This window comes from Lysobacter sp. GX 14042 (genome assembly GCF_021390425.1).
Lineage (GTDB): Bacteria > Pseudomonadota > Gammaproteobacteria > Xanthomonadales > Xanthomonadaceae > Novilysobacter.
On sequence record NZ_JAJUWY010000008.1, the window covers coordinates 13,804 to 28,085 of the forward strand.

The 14,282-nt window shown below is 73.0% G+C and carries 12 protein-coding genes and 1 pseudogene; 10 read left to right on the forward strand and 3 right to left on the reverse strand.

Annotated features, from left to right (window positions below; translation table 11 throughout):
* Nucleotides 1-51: 51 nt before the first annotated feature.
* The 5 genes and pseudogenes from lptE to rlmH all read left to right on the forward strand — a co-directional run bounded on the left by lptE (nucleotide 52) and on the right by rlmH (nucleotide 3,493).
* Nucleotides 52-762 (forward strand): LPS assembly lipoprotein LptE, encoded by a 711-nt coding sequence (gene lptE / locus LY625_RS11025; protein WP_233740262.1) that lies wholly within the window; start codon nucleotides 52-54, stop codon nucleotides 760-762.
* Nucleotide 763: 1 nt separating this feature from the next.
* A complete protein-coding gene (gene holA / locus LY625_RS11030) occupies nucleotides 764-1,810 on the forward strand; it encodes a DNA polymerase III subunit delta (protein ID WP_233740263.1) in 1,047 nt (348 codons plus the stop codon).
* Nucleotides 1,803-2,471 carry a nicotinate-nucleotide adenylyltransferase gene (nadD, locus tag LY625_RS11035; RefSeq protein ID WP_233740264.1) on the forward strand — a complete coding sequence of 223 codons (669 nt, stop codon included), beginning with the start codon at nucleotides 1,803-1,805 and terminating at the stop codon, nucleotides 2,469-2,471. The genes holA and nadD overlap by 8 nt, the downstream gene beginning before the upstream one ends.
* A 42-nt stretch (nucleotides 2,472-2,513) precedes the next feature.
* Nucleotides 2,514-2,924, forward strand: a pseudogene (gene rsfS, locus LY625_RS11040) (ribosome silencing factor); the annotation flags it as partial.
* Between the two features lie 98 nt (nucleotides 2,925-3,022).
* Nucleotides 3,023-3,493, forward strand: a complete 471-nt coding sequence (rlmH, locus tag LY625_RS11045; RefSeq protein ID WP_233740265.1) for a 23S rRNA (pseudouridine(1915)-N(3))-methyltransferase RlmH — start codon at nucleotides 3,023-3,025, stop codon at nucleotides 3,491-3,493.
* Between the two features lie 8 nt (nucleotides 3,494-3,501).
* Here rlmH and LY625_RS11050 read toward each other — a convergent pair whose 3' ends face one another.
* Together LY625_RS11050 and LY625_RS11055 are read right to left on the reverse strand one after the other, a co-directional pair.
* Entirely contained in the window at nucleotides 3,502-3,696 is a 195-nt protein-coding gene (locus LY625_RS11050) for a hypothetical protein (RefSeq protein ID WP_233740266.1), read from the reverse strand.
* A 6-nt stretch (nucleotides 3,697-3,702) separates the two neighbouring features.
* On the reverse strand, nucleotides 3,703-4,443 hold the full coding sequence (locus LY625_RS11055; protein WP_233740267.1) for an SIMPL domain-containing protein: 741 nt from the start codon (nucleotides 4,441-4,443) through the stop codon (nucleotides 3,703-3,705).
* A gap of 186 nt (nucleotides 4,444-4,629) precedes the next feature.
* Between LY625_RS11055 and LY625_RS11060 the strand changes: the two genes are divergently transcribed.
* The 4 genes from LY625_RS11060 (at nucleotide 4,630) to tldD (ending at nucleotide 12,174) form a co-directional block, all read left to right on the forward strand.
* Nucleotides 4,630-5,235 carry a Maf family protein gene (locus LY625_RS11060; protein WP_233740268.1) on the forward strand — a complete coding sequence of 202 codons (606 nt, stop codon included), beginning with the start codon at nucleotides 4,630-4,632 and terminating at the stop codon, nucleotides 5,233-5,235.
* Nucleotides 5,232-6,740 carry a ribonuclease G gene (gene rng / locus LY625_RS11065; RefSeq protein WP_233740269.1) on the forward strand — a complete coding sequence of 503 codons (1,509 nt, stop codon included), beginning with the start codon at nucleotides 5,232-5,234 and terminating at the stop codon, nucleotides 6,738-6,740. The genes LY625_RS11060 and rng overlap by 4 nt, the downstream gene beginning before the upstream one ends.
* A gap of 33 nt (nucleotides 6,741-6,773) precedes the next feature.
* Complete coding sequence (locus LY625_RS11070) at nucleotides 6,774-10,634, forward strand: YhdP family protein (RefSeq protein ID WP_233740270.1); 3,861 nt, start codon at nucleotides 6,774-6,776, stop codon at nucleotides 10,632-10,634.
* 97 nt (nucleotides 10,635-10,731) lie between these two features.
* A complete protein-coding gene (gene tldD / locus LY625_RS11075; RefSeq protein ID WP_233740271.1) occupies nucleotides 10,732-12,174 on the forward strand; it encodes a metalloprotease TldD in 1,443 nt (480 codons plus the stop codon).
* 53 nt (nucleotides 12,175-12,227) lie between these two features.
* On the opposite strand, the gene yjgA is transcribed toward tldD, so the two are convergent.
* Complete coding sequence (gene yjgA / locus LY625_RS11080) at nucleotides 12,228-12,782, reverse strand: ribosome biogenesis factor YjgA (protein WP_233740272.1); 555 nt, start codon at nucleotides 12,780-12,782, stop codon at nucleotides 12,228-12,230.
* Between the two features lie 74 nt (nucleotides 12,783-12,856).
* Here yjgA and pmbA point away from each other — a divergent pair, with 74 nt between their 5' ends.
* A complete protein-coding gene (gene pmbA / locus LY625_RS11085; protein ID WP_233740273.1) occupies nucleotides 12,857-14,224 on the forward strand; it encodes a metalloprotease PmbA in 1,368 nt (455 codons plus the stop codon).
* Nucleotides 14,225-14,282 lie beyond the last annotated feature (58 nt).

Genomic DNA, 14,282 nt, shown 5'->3' on the forward strand with positions numbered 1-14,282 from the left:
ACCCTTCCCGCTCCCGGCACCCTGCCCGAGACCGCCTGCATGACCCTCCGCATGACACGCCCCGCGCTGCGAGTCCTCCTCCTGTCCGCTCTGGTTGCGGCCCTGTCCGCCTGCGGCTTCCAGTTGCGCGACGCACTGGTGTTGCCTCCGGACCTGGACCCGGTGATGGTCAAGTCGCCCGACCGCTACAGCCCGCTGGCCGATTCCCTGGCGCAGTCGCTGGCGCGTGCCGGCGCGGTGCCGGCCGGACCGGGCGAGCCGGCGCCGGCGGTACTCGACATCCTCGCCGAGCGCTGGGGCGATACCCCGATCAGCGTCGACTCGCGCGGCCGCGCGCAGGAATTCAGCCTGCGCTACGCGGTGGTGTTCGAGCTGCGCAATGGCGACGGCAGCGAACTGGTGCCGCAGCAGTCGATCGAGCTTTCCCGCGACTACATCTCCGTGCCCAGCGATGCGATCGGCACCGAGGGCGAGCGCGACATCCTGGTGCGCGAACTGCGGCGGGAGATGTCGGCCGCGGTGCTGCGCCGGATCGGGGCGGCCGGCCGCGGCGGGCGGATGATCGGTCCGGACCCGTTCGCCGGCACCACCGACGCCGCGCAGGCGGCGATGGATGCCGCGGCCGCGCTTGCGCCGCCACCGGAGGCCGAAGACGAGCCGGAGACTGCGCCCGAGCCCGAGCCCGTTCGGGCACCCGTTGCCGACCCGGAGCCGGAAGACGACGGATCCGGCGGCGACCCGGCCACTGTCCCGGCGGGCTGAGATGGAGGCTACGCCGGAGCAGCTCGCCTCGCGGGTCGCCGGCGGTCCGCTGCAGCCCGCCTACCTGATTGCCGGTCCGGAGACCCTGCGGGTGCTCGAGGCGGCCGATGCGGTGCGCGCGGCGGCGCGTGCCCAGGGCATCAGCGAGCGCGAAGTGTTCGAATTCGACGGCCGCTCCGGCGAGGATGACTGGGACCGGCTGGAGGCCAGTTTCGCTGCGCCAGGGCTGTTTTCCATCCGGCGCCTGCTGGAGGTGCGCCTGCCCTCCGGCAAGCCGGGCAAGCGCGGTACCGATGTCTTCACCCGCTATGCGGCCGATCCGCCGCCGGACGTCGTGCTGCTGGTGACCTGCAGCGAATGGAGCAAGCGCCACGCGGGCAAGTGGAGCGAGGCGCTGGCGCGGGTCGGGCTGCAGGCGACCGCCTGGCCGGTGAAGCCGCACGAGCTGTCCGGATGGGTATCGCAGCGCCTGCGCTCGCGCGGGCTGCGTGCCAGTGCGGACGCGGTGCAGCAACTGGTCGAACGCATCGACGGCAACCTGCTCGCCGCCGCCCAGGAGATCGACAAGCTCGCGCTGCTGGCCGACGCGGACGGGGGCGAGCTCGATGCCGCCCGCATGCAGGACCTGGTGGCCGATGCCGCGCGTTTCGACGTGTTCCGCCTGGCCGAGGCGGCCCTGAACGGGCAGGCGGTTGCCGTTTCGCGGATGCTTGCCGGGCTGCGCGCCGAGGGCGAGGCCATCCCGGCGCTGGTCCCGATCATCGCCCGCGAACTGCAGACCACCGCCGCGCTCGCCCGGGCCGGGCGCGGCAACCTGGCCGCCGAGTTCAAGTCGCGCGGAATCTGGAAAGCACGCGAAGCCGCCTACCGCCGCGCGCTGGAGCGGCACGCGACCGGACACTGGGAGGCGTTCGTCTCGCGCCTGGGCGAGGTCGACCGGATGGCCAAGGGGCGACTGGCGGGCGATCCCTGGGTCGCGCTGGAGCGGCTGCTGCTGGCGGTGGCCGAGCGCGGCGCCGGCCGGTTGCTGGCCCGTGGCGATGCCTGAAGCGCCCGCCCCGCTGGCCCTGTTCTACGGCGGCACCTTCGACCCGTTCCACTGTGGCCACCTGGCCATTGCCCGCCACGCCCGCGACCGGCTGGGCACGGTGGTGCGGATGATGCCGGCGTCCGATCCACCGCATCGCCCGCCACCGGGGGCGAGCGCGCAGGACCGGGTGCGGATGCTGGAACTGGCCCTCCACGGCGAGCCCGGGCTGGTGCCCGACCTGCGCGAACTGGACCGCGACACCCCCTCCTGGACCGTCGAGACCCTGCGCGGCATCCGCGCCGAACTGGGTGCGCGCGCGCCGGTCGCGCTGCTGGTGGGGGCCGACAGCCTGCACGGGCTTCCCGGCTGGAGGGAGTGGCGCGAGTTGTTCGGACTGGCGCACTTCGTGGTGGCCGCGCGACCCGGCCTCGAAGCCGATGCGGGCCTGGCGCCGGAACTGCAGGCGGCGCTCGGCGGGCGCTGGGTGGATGCCCCGCAATCGTTGCTGCAGGCACCGGCCGGGCGGGTGTTCCGGCTCGAGCAGCCACTGCACCCGGGTTCCGCGACCGCGGTCCGCCGCCGCATCGCCGCCGGCGAGCCGTGGCAGTCGCTGGTGCCACCGGCGGTCGCCGGCTACATCGCCCGTCACAGGCTGTATGCAACGGGCCGGACACGCTGACTCCGGTACAATCGCCGCCCCCGCAGGAAACGGATCCGCCCTTTGACCAGCCAAGCCCAAGTCATCAAGACCCGCCTCCCGAATCCGCCGCCGGCGCTGGATGCGCTGCTGGACACGGTGCGCGGGGCCCTCGAGGAACTGAAGGCGCGTGACGTGGTGGAGATCGACGTGCGCGGCAAGAGCAGCGTCACCGACTTCATGGTGATCGCCTCGGGTACCTCGACCCGCCACGTGAAATCGATCGCCGACGAGGTGGTGCGTTTCGCCAAGCGGCTGGAGGTCATGCCCCTGGGCGTGGAGGGCGAGCGCGAGGCCGAGTGGGTGCTGGTCGACCTGGGCGACGTGGTGGTGCACGTGATGCTGCCGCGGGTGCGCGAGTTCTACGGCCTGGAGCGGCTGTGGACGGTCGGCGACAGGGCGGCCGCAGGGGACGCGGACGAGGCCGGCGACGTGGATGCAGCCGGCGACGCGGACGAGGGGGCCGGCAGGACTACCCGCGGCGCCGAGCTCGACTTCGACGAGGACGACGACGCCCCGCGCGGCTGAAGCCGATGAAGGCAAGACTCGTCGCCGTCGGCGAACGCCCGCCGCGCTGGCTCGCGGAAGGCTACGAGGAATACCGCAAGCGCCTGGACCACTGGCTTCCGCTGGAACTGGTCGAGGTGCAGCCGGGCCTGCGCGGGAAGAACCGCGATGTCGCGCGGGCGATGGCGGATGAAGGCGAGCGGGTGCTGGCGGCGCTGCCGAAGTCGGCAACCGTGGTCACCCTGGACGGTCGTGGCCGGCCCTGGACATCGCCGCAGCTGGCCGCGCGCCTGGAACACTGGCGTGGGCAGGGGCGCGACCTGGCGCTGCTGGTGGGCGGGCCCGAAGGCCATGCCCCGGCGGTCATCGCGCGCGCCGACGAGTCCTGGTCGCTGGGGCCGCTGACACTGCCGCACATGCTGGTGCGGCTGCTGGTGGCCGAGCAGCTCTACCGCGCCGCGGCGCTGCTGGCCAACCACCCCTACCACCGGGCCTGAGGCGCCGCTCAATCGTCGGCGGCGCCCGGGCTGTCCTCGCCGCCGCGCTCCGGGCCGCCGCTCTCGGGACGCTCGTCGCGCGGCTTCGGGCGCGAAATCCCGGCGTCCTTGCGGTCGCGCGGGTGGGTTTCGGCGTAACCGCGGTGGTCTTCCGGCTCCGGTCCGGTCGGGGGTGGAGCGGTCCTGCGTGTGTCGTTGCCCATCGGTGCCTACCTGCCCAGTTCGAAGACGATCTCGAGGTTGGCAGTGACCACGTTTTCGCCCGGTGAGATCGCAGTGTCGGCCGAGGCCATCTCCATCCGCGCCATGCCCATCGGGTGGGCCGGGCCACCCGGCGCGCCCTCGCTGATGCTGACGATCCGGCGTACCCGCAGGCCCAGCGTCTCGGCGTACATGCGCGCCCGGGCGCGGGCATCCTCCAGCGCCGCGCGGCGCGCCTCGTCGCGGGCTTCGGCCGGACGGTCGATCGAGAACGAAGGCCCGTTGACGTGGTTGGCGCCGCTGGCCACGAGCGCGTCCATGGTCGGGCCGATCTTCGCGATGTCGCGCACCGTCACCTCGACCGTGTTGTTGGCCTGGTAGCCGGTGATCTGCGGCGCACTGTCCTCGGAGTGGCGGTACTGCGGGTGCAGGTTGACGCCGGTGGTGCGGATGTCGCGTTCGGCGATCCCGGCCTTGCGCAGCGTGGCCATCACTCCGTCCATCTGCCCGGCATTGGCGCGCATTGCCGCCTGTGCATCGGCCGCCTGGCTGATCACCCCGGCCGACAGCGTCGCGATGTCGGGTACCCGGCGCGCGTCGGCGCTGGCGGCGATGGTCAGCAGGGTGCCGTCGTTGCTGGCGGGCACCATCGGCACCTGGGCATGGGCGGTGGCAACAGCGGTCGCCGCGGTGGCCAGCCCCAGGGCAAGCAGCAGCGGAGGCAGGCGCAGGCGTGTGGTGTGGGACATGCAGGATTCTCCGGTGATCCAGGCCGCGAGGGTCGGCGGCGCGCGGTGAATGGGTCGTGAGCCGGCCTGGGGGAACGTGCGTGCGTTCCCGCAGCGCCCGCGGGGGTCCGGTTATCCTTGCGGACGCGTCCGCCCGTCCGGGACGCCCGACCCCGTGCGCCCGGCGCCGCGGCCACCAGGATCCCGATGCTCCATCTCGCCTCCAAATCGCCGCGCCGTCGTGAGTTGCTGGCGCGCCTCGGCATCGCCTTCGATCCACTCGACGTGGAGATCCCCGAGCAGCGTGCGCCCGGCGAGTCCCCGCACGACTATGTGCGCCGGGTCGCCACCGGCAAGGCCGCTGCCGGACGGGTGCTGCTCGGCGATGCCGGTGCGATGGTGCTGGGCTCGGATACCGAAGTGGTGCTCGAAGACGAGGTCTTCGGCAAGCCGGCCGACGCCGCGGATGCCCGCGGCATGCTGCAGCGGCTGTCCGGCCGCACCCACGAGGTGCTCTCCGCGGTGACCCTGCTCGCCGGCGGCGAGGCGCGCCAGGCATTGTCCATCTCGCAGGTCACCTTCGCCCGCCTCGATCCGGCGCTGATCGAGGCCTACGCCGCCAGCGGCGAGCCGCATGGCAAGGCTGGTGGTTACGCCATCCAGGGCGCCGCCGAGGTTTTCGTCACCCGGCTGGAGGGAAGCTTTTCCGGGGTGATGGGCCTGCCGCTGCACGAGACCGCCATGCTCCTGCGCGATGCCGGCCTGCAGATTTCGTTTGCCATGGACGACATGCCCATGAAGGTACCCGCATGACCGAGGAGATCCTGATCAACGTGACCCCGCGCGAGACGCGGGTGGCGGTGGTCGAGAACGGCATGCTGCAGGAGCTGCACATCGAGCGTGGCTGGCGGCGCGGCGTGGTGGGCAACATCTACAAGGGCAAGGTGCAGCGGGTGATGCCCGGCATGCAGGCGGCCTTCGTCGACATCGGCCTGGAGCGCGCGGCGTTCCTGCATGCCGCCGACATCGTGCGCCCGGCCCCGGTGGCCGGGGAGGCCGGCGAGGCGCCGCTGCCGCCGATGCCGCCGCGGCCGATCACCGAGCTGCTGCGCGATGGCCAGGAGATCATCGTCCAGGTGGTCAAGGACCCGATCGGCAGCAAGGGCGCGCGCCTGACCACCCAGCTCAGCGTGCCCTCGCGCTACCTGGTGCTGCTGCCGCGCTCGCGGGTGATCGGGGTCTCGGCGCGGATCGAGGACGAGCTCGAGCGGGCCCGGCTGAAGGCCATCGTCGGCGAGTTGTCCGGCGCCGGGCCGCAGCACGGCTACATCGTGCGCACCAACGCCGAGGGCCAGCCCGAGGATGCGCTGGGCGAGGACATCGCCTACCTGGGCCGGGCCTGGGCGCTGATCGAGGAGAAGTCCGCCAGTGCCGGGCTGGGCGAGTGCGTCTACGAGGACCTGACCCTGCCGTTGCGGGCGGTGCGTGACCTGATGCGCCGCGACGTGGAGAAGGTCAAGGTCGACTCGCGCGAGACCTTCGAGCGCCTGCGCCGCTTCGCCGCCCAGTACATGCCGGCGGATGCGGACCCCGACAGCCCCGGGCTTGCCGAACGGATCGAGCACTACACCGGTGCCCGGCCGATCTTCGACCTGTACGGGGTGGAGGACGAGCTGGGCCGCGCACTGGACAAGCAGGTGCCGCTCAAGTCCGGCGGCTATCTGGTCATCGACCAGACCGAGGCGATGACCACCGTCGACATCAACACCGGCTCCTTCCTCGGCCAGCGCAACCTGGAGGAAACGGTCTTCCGCACCAACCTGGAGGCGGCGCAGTCGGTGGCCCGGCAGCTGCGGCTGCGCAACCTGGGCGGGATCATCATCATCGACTTCATCGACATGGTCGATCCCGAGCACCGCCGCCAGGTGCTGCGCCAGCTGGAAAAGGCGCTGGCGCGCGACCACGCCAAGACCACGGTGTACGACTTCTCGCCGCTGGGCCTGGTGGAAATGACCCGCAAGCGCACCACCGAGAGCCTGGAGCACCAGCTGTCGGAGCCGTGCCACGAGTGCGGCGGGCGCGGCATGCTCAAGACCCCGGAAACGGTCACCTACGAGATCTTCCGCGAGATCGTGCGCCAGGTGCGCCAGTTCGAGGCCGAGCGGCTGCTGGTGATCGCCTCGCCCAAGGTGGTCGCGCGGATCACCGACGAGGAATCGGCGGCGGTGGCCGAGCTGGAGGAGTTCCTCGGCCGCAGCGTCCGCCTCCAGGCCGACGGGCAGTACAACCAGGAGCAGTTCGATGTCGTGCTGTTCTGAGCCGCTGACGAGGCGCGGGGGCGGGGACGGCTGATGCCCACGGTCCTCCGCCGCCGCCTGCGGCGGGTGCGCCGCGGTACCGCCTACACCCTCGCCGTCGCCCTGGTGCTGCTGGCGCTGGTGCTCGGTGCGGCGAGCCAGGTGCTGCCGCTGGCCGAGCAGCACCCCGACCGGGTGGCGGCCTGGCTCAGCGTGCGGGCCGGACGGCCGATCAGCTTCGATGCGGTGCAGACCGAATGGACCCGGCGCGGGCCGCTGCTGCAGCTGCAGGGCCTGCGGGTGGGCGAGGGCGACCAGGCGTTCACCGTCGGCGATGCCGAGATGCTGGTGTCGATCTACGCCGGCCTGCTCCCCGGCGTGCCGCTGTCCGAGCTGCGCCTGCGCGGGCTGGAGCTGGTGCTCGAGCGCGATGCGGATGGGCGCTGGCAGGTGCGCGGGCTGCCGGGACAGCGCGAGACCGGTGGTGATCCGTTTGCCGCGCTGGAAGGCCTCGGCGAGCTGCAGGTGATCGACGGCCGGCTGCGGGCGGTGTCGGTGGCAACCGGCACGGATGTCTCGATCCCGCAGGTCGACCTGCGGCTGCGGGTCGACGGCGCGCTGGTGCGCGCCGGCCTGCGGGCCTGGCCGCAGGCGCCGGGTGCCGTCCGGGGCGAAGCGGTCGATGCCGCCCTGCGGCTGGACCGCGACACCGGCGATGGCCGGGTCTGGATTTCCGCGCCCTCGGTGGACCTGCAGCCATGGGCGCCCCTGCTCGCCGTTGCCGGCGTGCAGGTCGACAGCGGGCGTGGCCGTGCACAGGTGCACGCGGGGCTGGCCGGCAAGCGGGTGGCGCAGGTCACCGTCGACGCGGCACTGGAACAGGTGCGCCTGCGCGCCGCCGACGGGCAGGTGCCGGAACTCGGGTTCGAGTCGGTGTCCGCGCTGGCGCGCTGGCAGCGCACCGACGGGGGCTGGCGCCTGGACGCCCCGCAGCTGCGGCTGGTCCACGGTGGTCGTGAGCATGCCTACGACGGGCTGCTGCTGGCGAGCGGCAGCCGCCCGGCGCTGGCGGCGCGGCGGCTGGAGGTGGCGCCGTTGCTGCAGCTGGCCGCGCTCAGCGACCGCCTGCCACCCGGTGTGCGCGCCTGGCTGGCCGCCGCCGCGCCGCAAGCGCTGCTGCATGACCTGCAACTGGCCTCCGGGCCCGGCGGTCGCCTGCGTGCGCAGGCCCGCGTGGAAGGCCTGGCGTTCGATCCGGTGGATGACCGCCCCGGGCTGCGCGGACTGGCGGGCGAACTGGAAGGCGACGAGGCCGGGGTCGCGCTGCGGATCGATCCGGGCAGGTCGCTGCAGTTCGACTGGCCGGCGGGTTTCGGGGTGGCGCACACGATCGCGCTGGAAGGCACCGTGGGTGGCTGGCGTGACGCGGACGGCTGGTCGGTCGGTACCGGCGCGCTGCGGGTGCAGGGCCAGGATTTTGGCGTGGACGCGCGCGGGCAGTTGCGCTGGGAGGCCGGCGGCGGGCGGCCGCGGATCGACCTCGCCGCCGAGGTTGATCCAACCGCGCTGCCGGTCGCGCGCGGCTTCCTGGTCCGCCATCTCATGCCCGGGTCGTTGCAGCAGTGGCTGGACACCGCGTTGCAGGGAGGCACGTTGCACGACGGCCGGGCGGTGGTGAGCGGCGACCTGGATGACTGGCCGTTCACCGCCGGTAACGGGCGCTTCGAGGCCCGCGGCCGGGTCGCGGATGCGGTGGTGCGGTTCCAGCCGGACTGGCCGGCGGCCGAGCAGCTGGACGCCGAACTGGCCTTCATTGGCGATGGCTTCGACATCCGCGGCGGCGGCATGCTGTCCGGGATCCGGATCGGGCGGGTGCACGCGGCGATGGACGACTACTCCGGTGGCACGCTGAGCGTGGAAGCCGGCGGCAGTGGCGACGTGGCGGCGCTGCTGGCGCTGCTCGGCAACAGCCCGCTGAGGGCGCAGCAGCCCGACGTGTTCGACAACCTTGCCGGCCGCGGCCCCGCCTCGGTGGAATTCGGCCTGCGCCTGCCCACCGGGCCGGGCGGGCTGTCGATCGACGGGGCGGTGGCGCTGGAGGGTGCGCGGCTGTCCGCGCCGAACTTCGGCCTGGCCTTCGACGACGTGCGCGGCCGGGCGGCCTACGACGGGGAAGGCTTCACCGCCGCGGACCTGGAGGTAAGCCACGAGGGGCGCGCCGGCCGGCTGAGCCTGCGTGCCGGCGAGGGCCACGTGCTCGATGGCGACAACCTGTTCGAGGGCGCGCTGCAGGCGCAGGTTGCCGCCAACACCCTGCTGGAGCAGGCCGGCACCCTGGACTGGCTGCGTCCGTACATCAGCGGCAGCTCGCGCTGGACCGCCAACGTCCTGGTTGGCCGGCCGCCTCCGGGCGGGCGGGCGCAGCCACGCCTGCGGTTGCAGTCGGACCTGGTGGGCACCGCGCTGGAGTTGCCGCAGCCATTGCACAAGGCCGCCGCGACGGCACTGCCGGCCACCATCGAGACCCCGCTTCCGCTGGAGGGTGGCGAGGTCGCGGTGAGCCTGGGCAGCCGGATGGCATTGCGGGCGCGCAGTCGCGGCGATGACACCGGCGTGCGCATCGCACTGGGTTCGAGCCGGGTCGATGCACCGCCGGCGCGCGGGCTGGTGGTCGGGGGGCGGGCCCCGGTCCTGGACGCCCTGGAGTGGATCGGCCTGGCCGGCGGCGGCGACGGCGGTGGCACCGCACTGGGCCGGATCGACGTGCGGGCCGGTGAGCTGCGGCTGTTGGGCGGCCGCTTCCCGGACACCCGCCTGCTGGTGCTGCCCGGCTCCACGGGTGCGCTGCGGGTGAGGGCGGAAGGCGCCGCGCTGCAGGGCGAATTGCGGGTGCCGGCCAGTGACGATGCCGCGATCGCCGGGCGCTTCGAGCGGGCGTACTGGAGCCCGCCGCAGGCGCCCGTGACGGGTTCCACGCGCGCCGCGGCGGCACCGGCGGCCCCGGCGCGCGCGGCTGCGCCGGATACCGCCGCGCCCGACCGCGAGGTGCTCGACCCCGCCTCCATCCCGCCACTGGTGATCGTGGTCGACGACCTGCGCCTGGCTGGCGCGCGGCTCGGCCAGGCGCGGCTGGAGACCCATCCGACCCCGGCCGGGCTGCAGGTGGATGCCTTGCAGGCGAGTGGCCCCGGGCACCGCATCGACATCGATGGCAGCTGGATCGGCCGCGGCCCGCAGTCGCGCACCCGGCTGACCGCGAGCGCGTCCGCTGGCGACCTGGGCGCGCTGCTGGACGGCTCGCCGCTGCAGGGCCGGCTGGCCGGCGGCACCGGCGGCATGTCCCTGCGGGCCGACTGGCAGGGCACCCCGGCGGAGTTCGCCGCGGCCCGCGCGAGGGGCGAGCTGGTGATCGACGTGCGAGACGGCCAGCTGCTGGAACTCGAGCCGGGCGCCGGCCGGGTGCTGGGGCTGCTGAGCATCGCCGAGCTGCCACGCCGGCTGACCCTGGACTTCCGTGACTTCTTCAACCGCGGCCTGGCCTTCAACAAGGCCGGCGGAACGATCCGCTTTGGCGACGGGACCGCGCGCACCAGCGACCTGCACATCGACGGCCCGGCCGCCGAGATCCGCATCCGCGGCGCCGCCGACCTGCGTGCCGAGCGCTACGACCAGACCATCGAGGTGCTGCCCAGCACCGGCAACCTGCTCACCGTCGCCGGCGCGATCGCCGGCGGGCCGGTGGGCGCGGCGATCGGCGCGGCCGCCAACGCGGTACTGCAGAAGCCGATGGGCCAGATCGGCGCGCGCACCTACCATGTCACCGGGCCCTGGTCCGACCCCGAGGTGGAGGTCATCCGCCATGACCACGCCACCCCGACGCCTCCCGCCGACCCGCAGGACCCGCAGGACCCGTGAGGCGCAATACGCCGCGGTGCGCGGCTGTTGCGCCCTGCGGTTGAAGCGCCGGCATACGACCGCATATCGTCGTTCGTCGCTTTCGCCGGAATACCTGATGACCCTCCCGCTGCAGCTTGCCCAGTCCCGCCTCCTGCAACCCGCCGGCCTGGACACCTCCGGCCTGGAACGCGCCTTCGGCAGCCTGCTCGGCCCCGGCATCGACTTCGGCGACCTGTATTTCCAGCACGCCCGGCGCGAGAGCTGGACGGTGGAGGACGGCATCGTCCGCGACGGTGCCCATTCCATCGAGCAGGGCGTCGGCGTGCGCGCGATCAGCGGCGAGAAGACCGGCTTCGCCTATTCCGACGAAATCAATGCCGAAGCGCTGATCGAGGCCTCGAGCTCCGCCCGCGCGATCGCCCGCGACGGCGGCACGGTGGCCTCGCGCGCGCTGGTCCGCGGCCCGGGGCAGAGCCTGTACGCGCCGCAGGATCCGATCGACGCGCTCGACAACGGCGACAAGGTCGAGGCGCTGCGGCGCGTCGACCGGCTGCTGCGGGCCGCCGACCCCCGGGTCAGGCAGGTGGTGGTGAGCCTGTCGGGCGGGGTCGACACCATCCTGGTCGCCCGCAGCGACGGCGTCCTGGGCGCCGACGTGCGCCCGCTGGTGCGCTTCAACGTGCAGGTGATCGTCGAGCAGGACGGCCGCCGCGAATCCGGCTACACCGGCGGCGGCGGGCGCTACGGCTACGACGAGCTGCTCGGCGGCGGCAAGCCCGAGGCCTGGGCCCGGGAGGCCCTGCGCCAGGCGTTGGTCAACCTGGAGGCGGTCGACGCCCCGGCCGGGGTGATGCCGGTGGTGCTGGGCAGCGGCTGGCCGGGCGTGCTGCTGCACGAGGCGGTCGGCCACGGCCTGGAGGGCGACTTCAACCGCAAGGGCACCAGTACCTACGCCGGGCGCATGGGCCAGCGGGTGGCCGCGCCGGGGGTGACCATCGTCGACGACGGCACCCTGCCGGGCCGCCGCGGTTCGCTCAACATCGACGACGAGGGCCAGCCGACCCAATGCACCACGCTGATCGAGGACGGGGTGCTGGTCGGCTACATGCAGGACTCCCTCAATGCGCGGCTGATGGGCATGGCCCCGACCGGCAACGGCCGCCGCGAGTCCTTCGCCCACCTGGTGATGCCGCGCATGACCAACACCTACATGCGTGCCGGCCAGCACGACCCGGAGGAGATGATCCGCTCGGTCAAGCGCGGGCTGTACGCGGTGAACTTCGGCGGCGGTCAGGTCGACATCACCAGCGGCAAGTACGTGTTCTCCGCGACCGAGGCCTACCTGATCGAGGATGGGAAGGTCACCGCGCCGGTCAAGGGCGCGACTCTGATCGGCAACGGCCCGGAGACCATGCAGAAGGTGAAGATGATCGGCCACGACCTGGCCCTGGACGAGGGTGTGGGCGTGTGCGGCAAGGACGGGCAGAGCGTGCCGGTGGGCGTCGGACAGCCGTCGCTGCTGATCGACGGCATCACCGTCGGCGGCACGAGGGCGTGAAGCAAGGTCAAGAGCCCCTCACCCCAACCCTCTCCCGCAAGCGGGAGAGGGGGCTAGTCGCTGGTATCGGCGTGTCCGTCGGCGGCCATGCCTTCCACCAGCAGCGTCCGCACCATCCGGAACAGCTCGCGCTGCGCGCGCGGCGGCTTGTTTTTCGCCCGTTCGGCGGCCGCGTTGCGCACCAGTTGGCGCAGCGCCTGGCGGTCGGCGTGGGGGTAGTCGGCCAGCAGCCCGGCCAGGGCGGCATCGCCCTCGGTGATCAGCCGTTCGCGCCAGGTTTCGGCGCGGTGCATGGCGGCGATCTCGCGACGGGCGGTTTCGCCGCTTTCGTCGAGCGCATCACGCAGCGCGTCCAGCACCTGCTCGTCCTCGCGGCGCATCTGCTTGGCCAGGAACGCCAGCTCGCGCTTGTGGGCGATGTGCGAGGTGATGCGGCGGGCTTGGCGGATGTGCGGCAGCAGGTCCTCCGGGACCGGGAGCTTCGCCAGTTCGGCGTCGCTCATCCCCGCCAGGCGCTCGCCCAGCCCGAGCACGTCCAGCGCCTCGCGACGCCGCTGGCTGCGGCTTGGGCCGCGGAATTCACCGGTTTCCTCATCAATGCCACGCATCGCAGTGCTTCCATCATCCGTGGCGCCGCGCGGATGCGCGGCCGCCTGACCAGACAGTGCGCAAGGATAAGACATTGAACGACCTCCACCACGACGCTTCCTTCAACGATGACAGCCAGGCGCGGCTCGACCGGCTGGCGGAGATCGCCGGCCGGCTGCTCGAGCGGGCCCGCGCCGCCGGCGCCGACCAGGCCGAGGTCTCCTGTTCGGAGGAGACCGGGCTGAACGTCGGCGTGCGCATGGGCGAGGTGGAGACCGTCGAGTCCACCCGCGACCGCGGGGTGGCGCTCACGGTGTATTTCGGCGGCCGCAAGGGCAGTGCCTCGACCGCCGACCTGCACGAGGGCAGCCTGGCGGCCACTGTCGACCAGGCGGTGGCGATCGCCCGCCATACCGAGCACGACCCGGCCGCGGGCCTGGCCGACCCGGAGCTGATGGCACGGGAGCTGCGCGAATTCGATACCTGGCATCCCTGGGCACTGCAGCCGGAACAGGCGGTCGAGCTGGCCCTGGCCTGCGAACAGGCCGGGCGCGATGCCGACGGGCGGCTGGAGAACTCCGACGGAGCCTCGGTCGGCACCGGCGGCGGGGTGACGGTGTACGCCAACTCGCATGGCTTCGTCGGCCGCGAGCGCAGCACCCGCCACAGCCTGGGCTGCGCGCTGATCGCCGGCCGCGGCGAGGGCATGCAGCGCGACGGCTGGTACACCATCGGGGTGGCCGCCGACGAGCTCGACGCCGCCGCCGAGGTCGGGCGCGAGGCCGCCGCGCGCGCGCTGTCCCGGCTCGATCCGCGCCAGGTGCCCACCGGCCGCTACCCGGTGCTGTTCTCGGCCGAGGTCGCCCGCTCGCTGCTGGGCCACCTGCTCGGGGCGGTGTCCGGCGGGGCGCTGTACCGGCGCGCCAGCTTCCTGCTCGACTCGGCCGGCACCCGGGTGTTCCCGGAGTGGTTCTCCATCCACGAGCTGCCGTTCCTGCCGCGCGGCTTCCGCTCGGCCTCGTTCGATGCCGAAGGCGTGGGCACCCGCGAATCGCCCCTGGTCGAGGCCGGCGTGCTGCAGCGCTACATCCTGGGCAGCTACTCGGCCCGGCGCTTGGGGCTGCAAACCACCGCCAACTCCGGCGGCGTGCACAACCTGCAGGTGGCCAGCAATGCCGGCGACCAGGCCTCCCTCATCGCCGCGATGGACCGTGGCGTGCTGGTCACCGAACTGATGGGGCAGGGTGTCAACGCGATCACCGGCGACTACTCGCGCGGCGCGGCGGGGTTCTGGGTGGAGAACGGCCGGATCAGCCATCCGGTCGACGGCTTCACCATCGCCGGCAACCTGAAGGAGATGTTCGCCGGCATCGAGGCGGTGGGCAGCGATGTCGACCCGCGCTCGCACCTGCGCACCGGGTCGATCCTGGTCGGGCGGATGACGGTGGCCGGCGAAGGCTGAGCAGCGCGTAAGGTGACGGAGTTGACCGCCGCCGCGTTGGCGCTGAAAGTCGACACCT

Excerpts from the sequence above, each read along its gene's own strand:
- rlmH (WP_233740265.1), top strand. The coding sequence starts at position 3,023 with ATGAAGGCAAGACTCGTCGCCGTCGGCGAACGCCCGCCGCGCTGGCTC.
- LY625_RS11055 (WP_233740267.1), bottom strand. The coding sequence starts at position 4,443 with ATGTCCCACACCACACGCCTGCGCCTGCCTCCGCTGCTGCTTGCCCTG.
- lptE (WP_233740262.1), top strand. The coding sequence starts at position 52 with ATGACACGCCCCGCGCTGCGAGTCCTCCTCCTGTCCGCTCTGGTTGCG.
- nadD (WP_233740264.1), top strand. The coding sequence starts at position 1,803 with ATGCCTGAAGCGCCCGCCCCGCTGGCCCTGTTCTACGGCGGCACCTTC.
- LY625_RS11060 (WP_233740268.1), top strand. The coding sequence starts at position 4,630 with ATGCTCCATCTCGCCTCCAAATCGCCGCGCCGTCGTGAGTTGCTGGCG.
- holA (WP_233740263.1), top strand. The coding sequence starts at position 764 with ATGGAGGCTACGCCGGAGCAGCTCGCCTCGCGGGTCGCCGGCGGTCCG.
- yjgA (WP_233740272.1), bottom strand. The coding sequence starts at position 12,782 with ATGCGTGGCATTGATGAGGAAACCGGTGAATTCCGCGGCCCAAGCCGC.
- LY625_RS11070 (WP_233740270.1), top strand. The coding sequence starts at position 6,774 with ATGCCCACGGTCCTCCGCCGCCGCCTGCGGCGGGTGCGCCGCGGTACC.
- rng (WP_233740269.1), top strand. The coding sequence starts at position 5,232 with ATGACCGAGGAGATCCTGATCAACGTGACCCCGCGCGAGACGCGGGTG.
- LY625_RS11050 (WP_233740266.1), bottom strand. The coding sequence starts at position 3,696 with ATGGGCAACGACACACGCAGGACCGCTCCACCCCCGACCGGACCGGAG.
- tldD (WP_233740271.1), top strand. The coding sequence starts at position 10,732 with ATGACCCTCCCGCTGCAGCTTGCCCAGTCCCGCCTCCTGCAACCCGCC.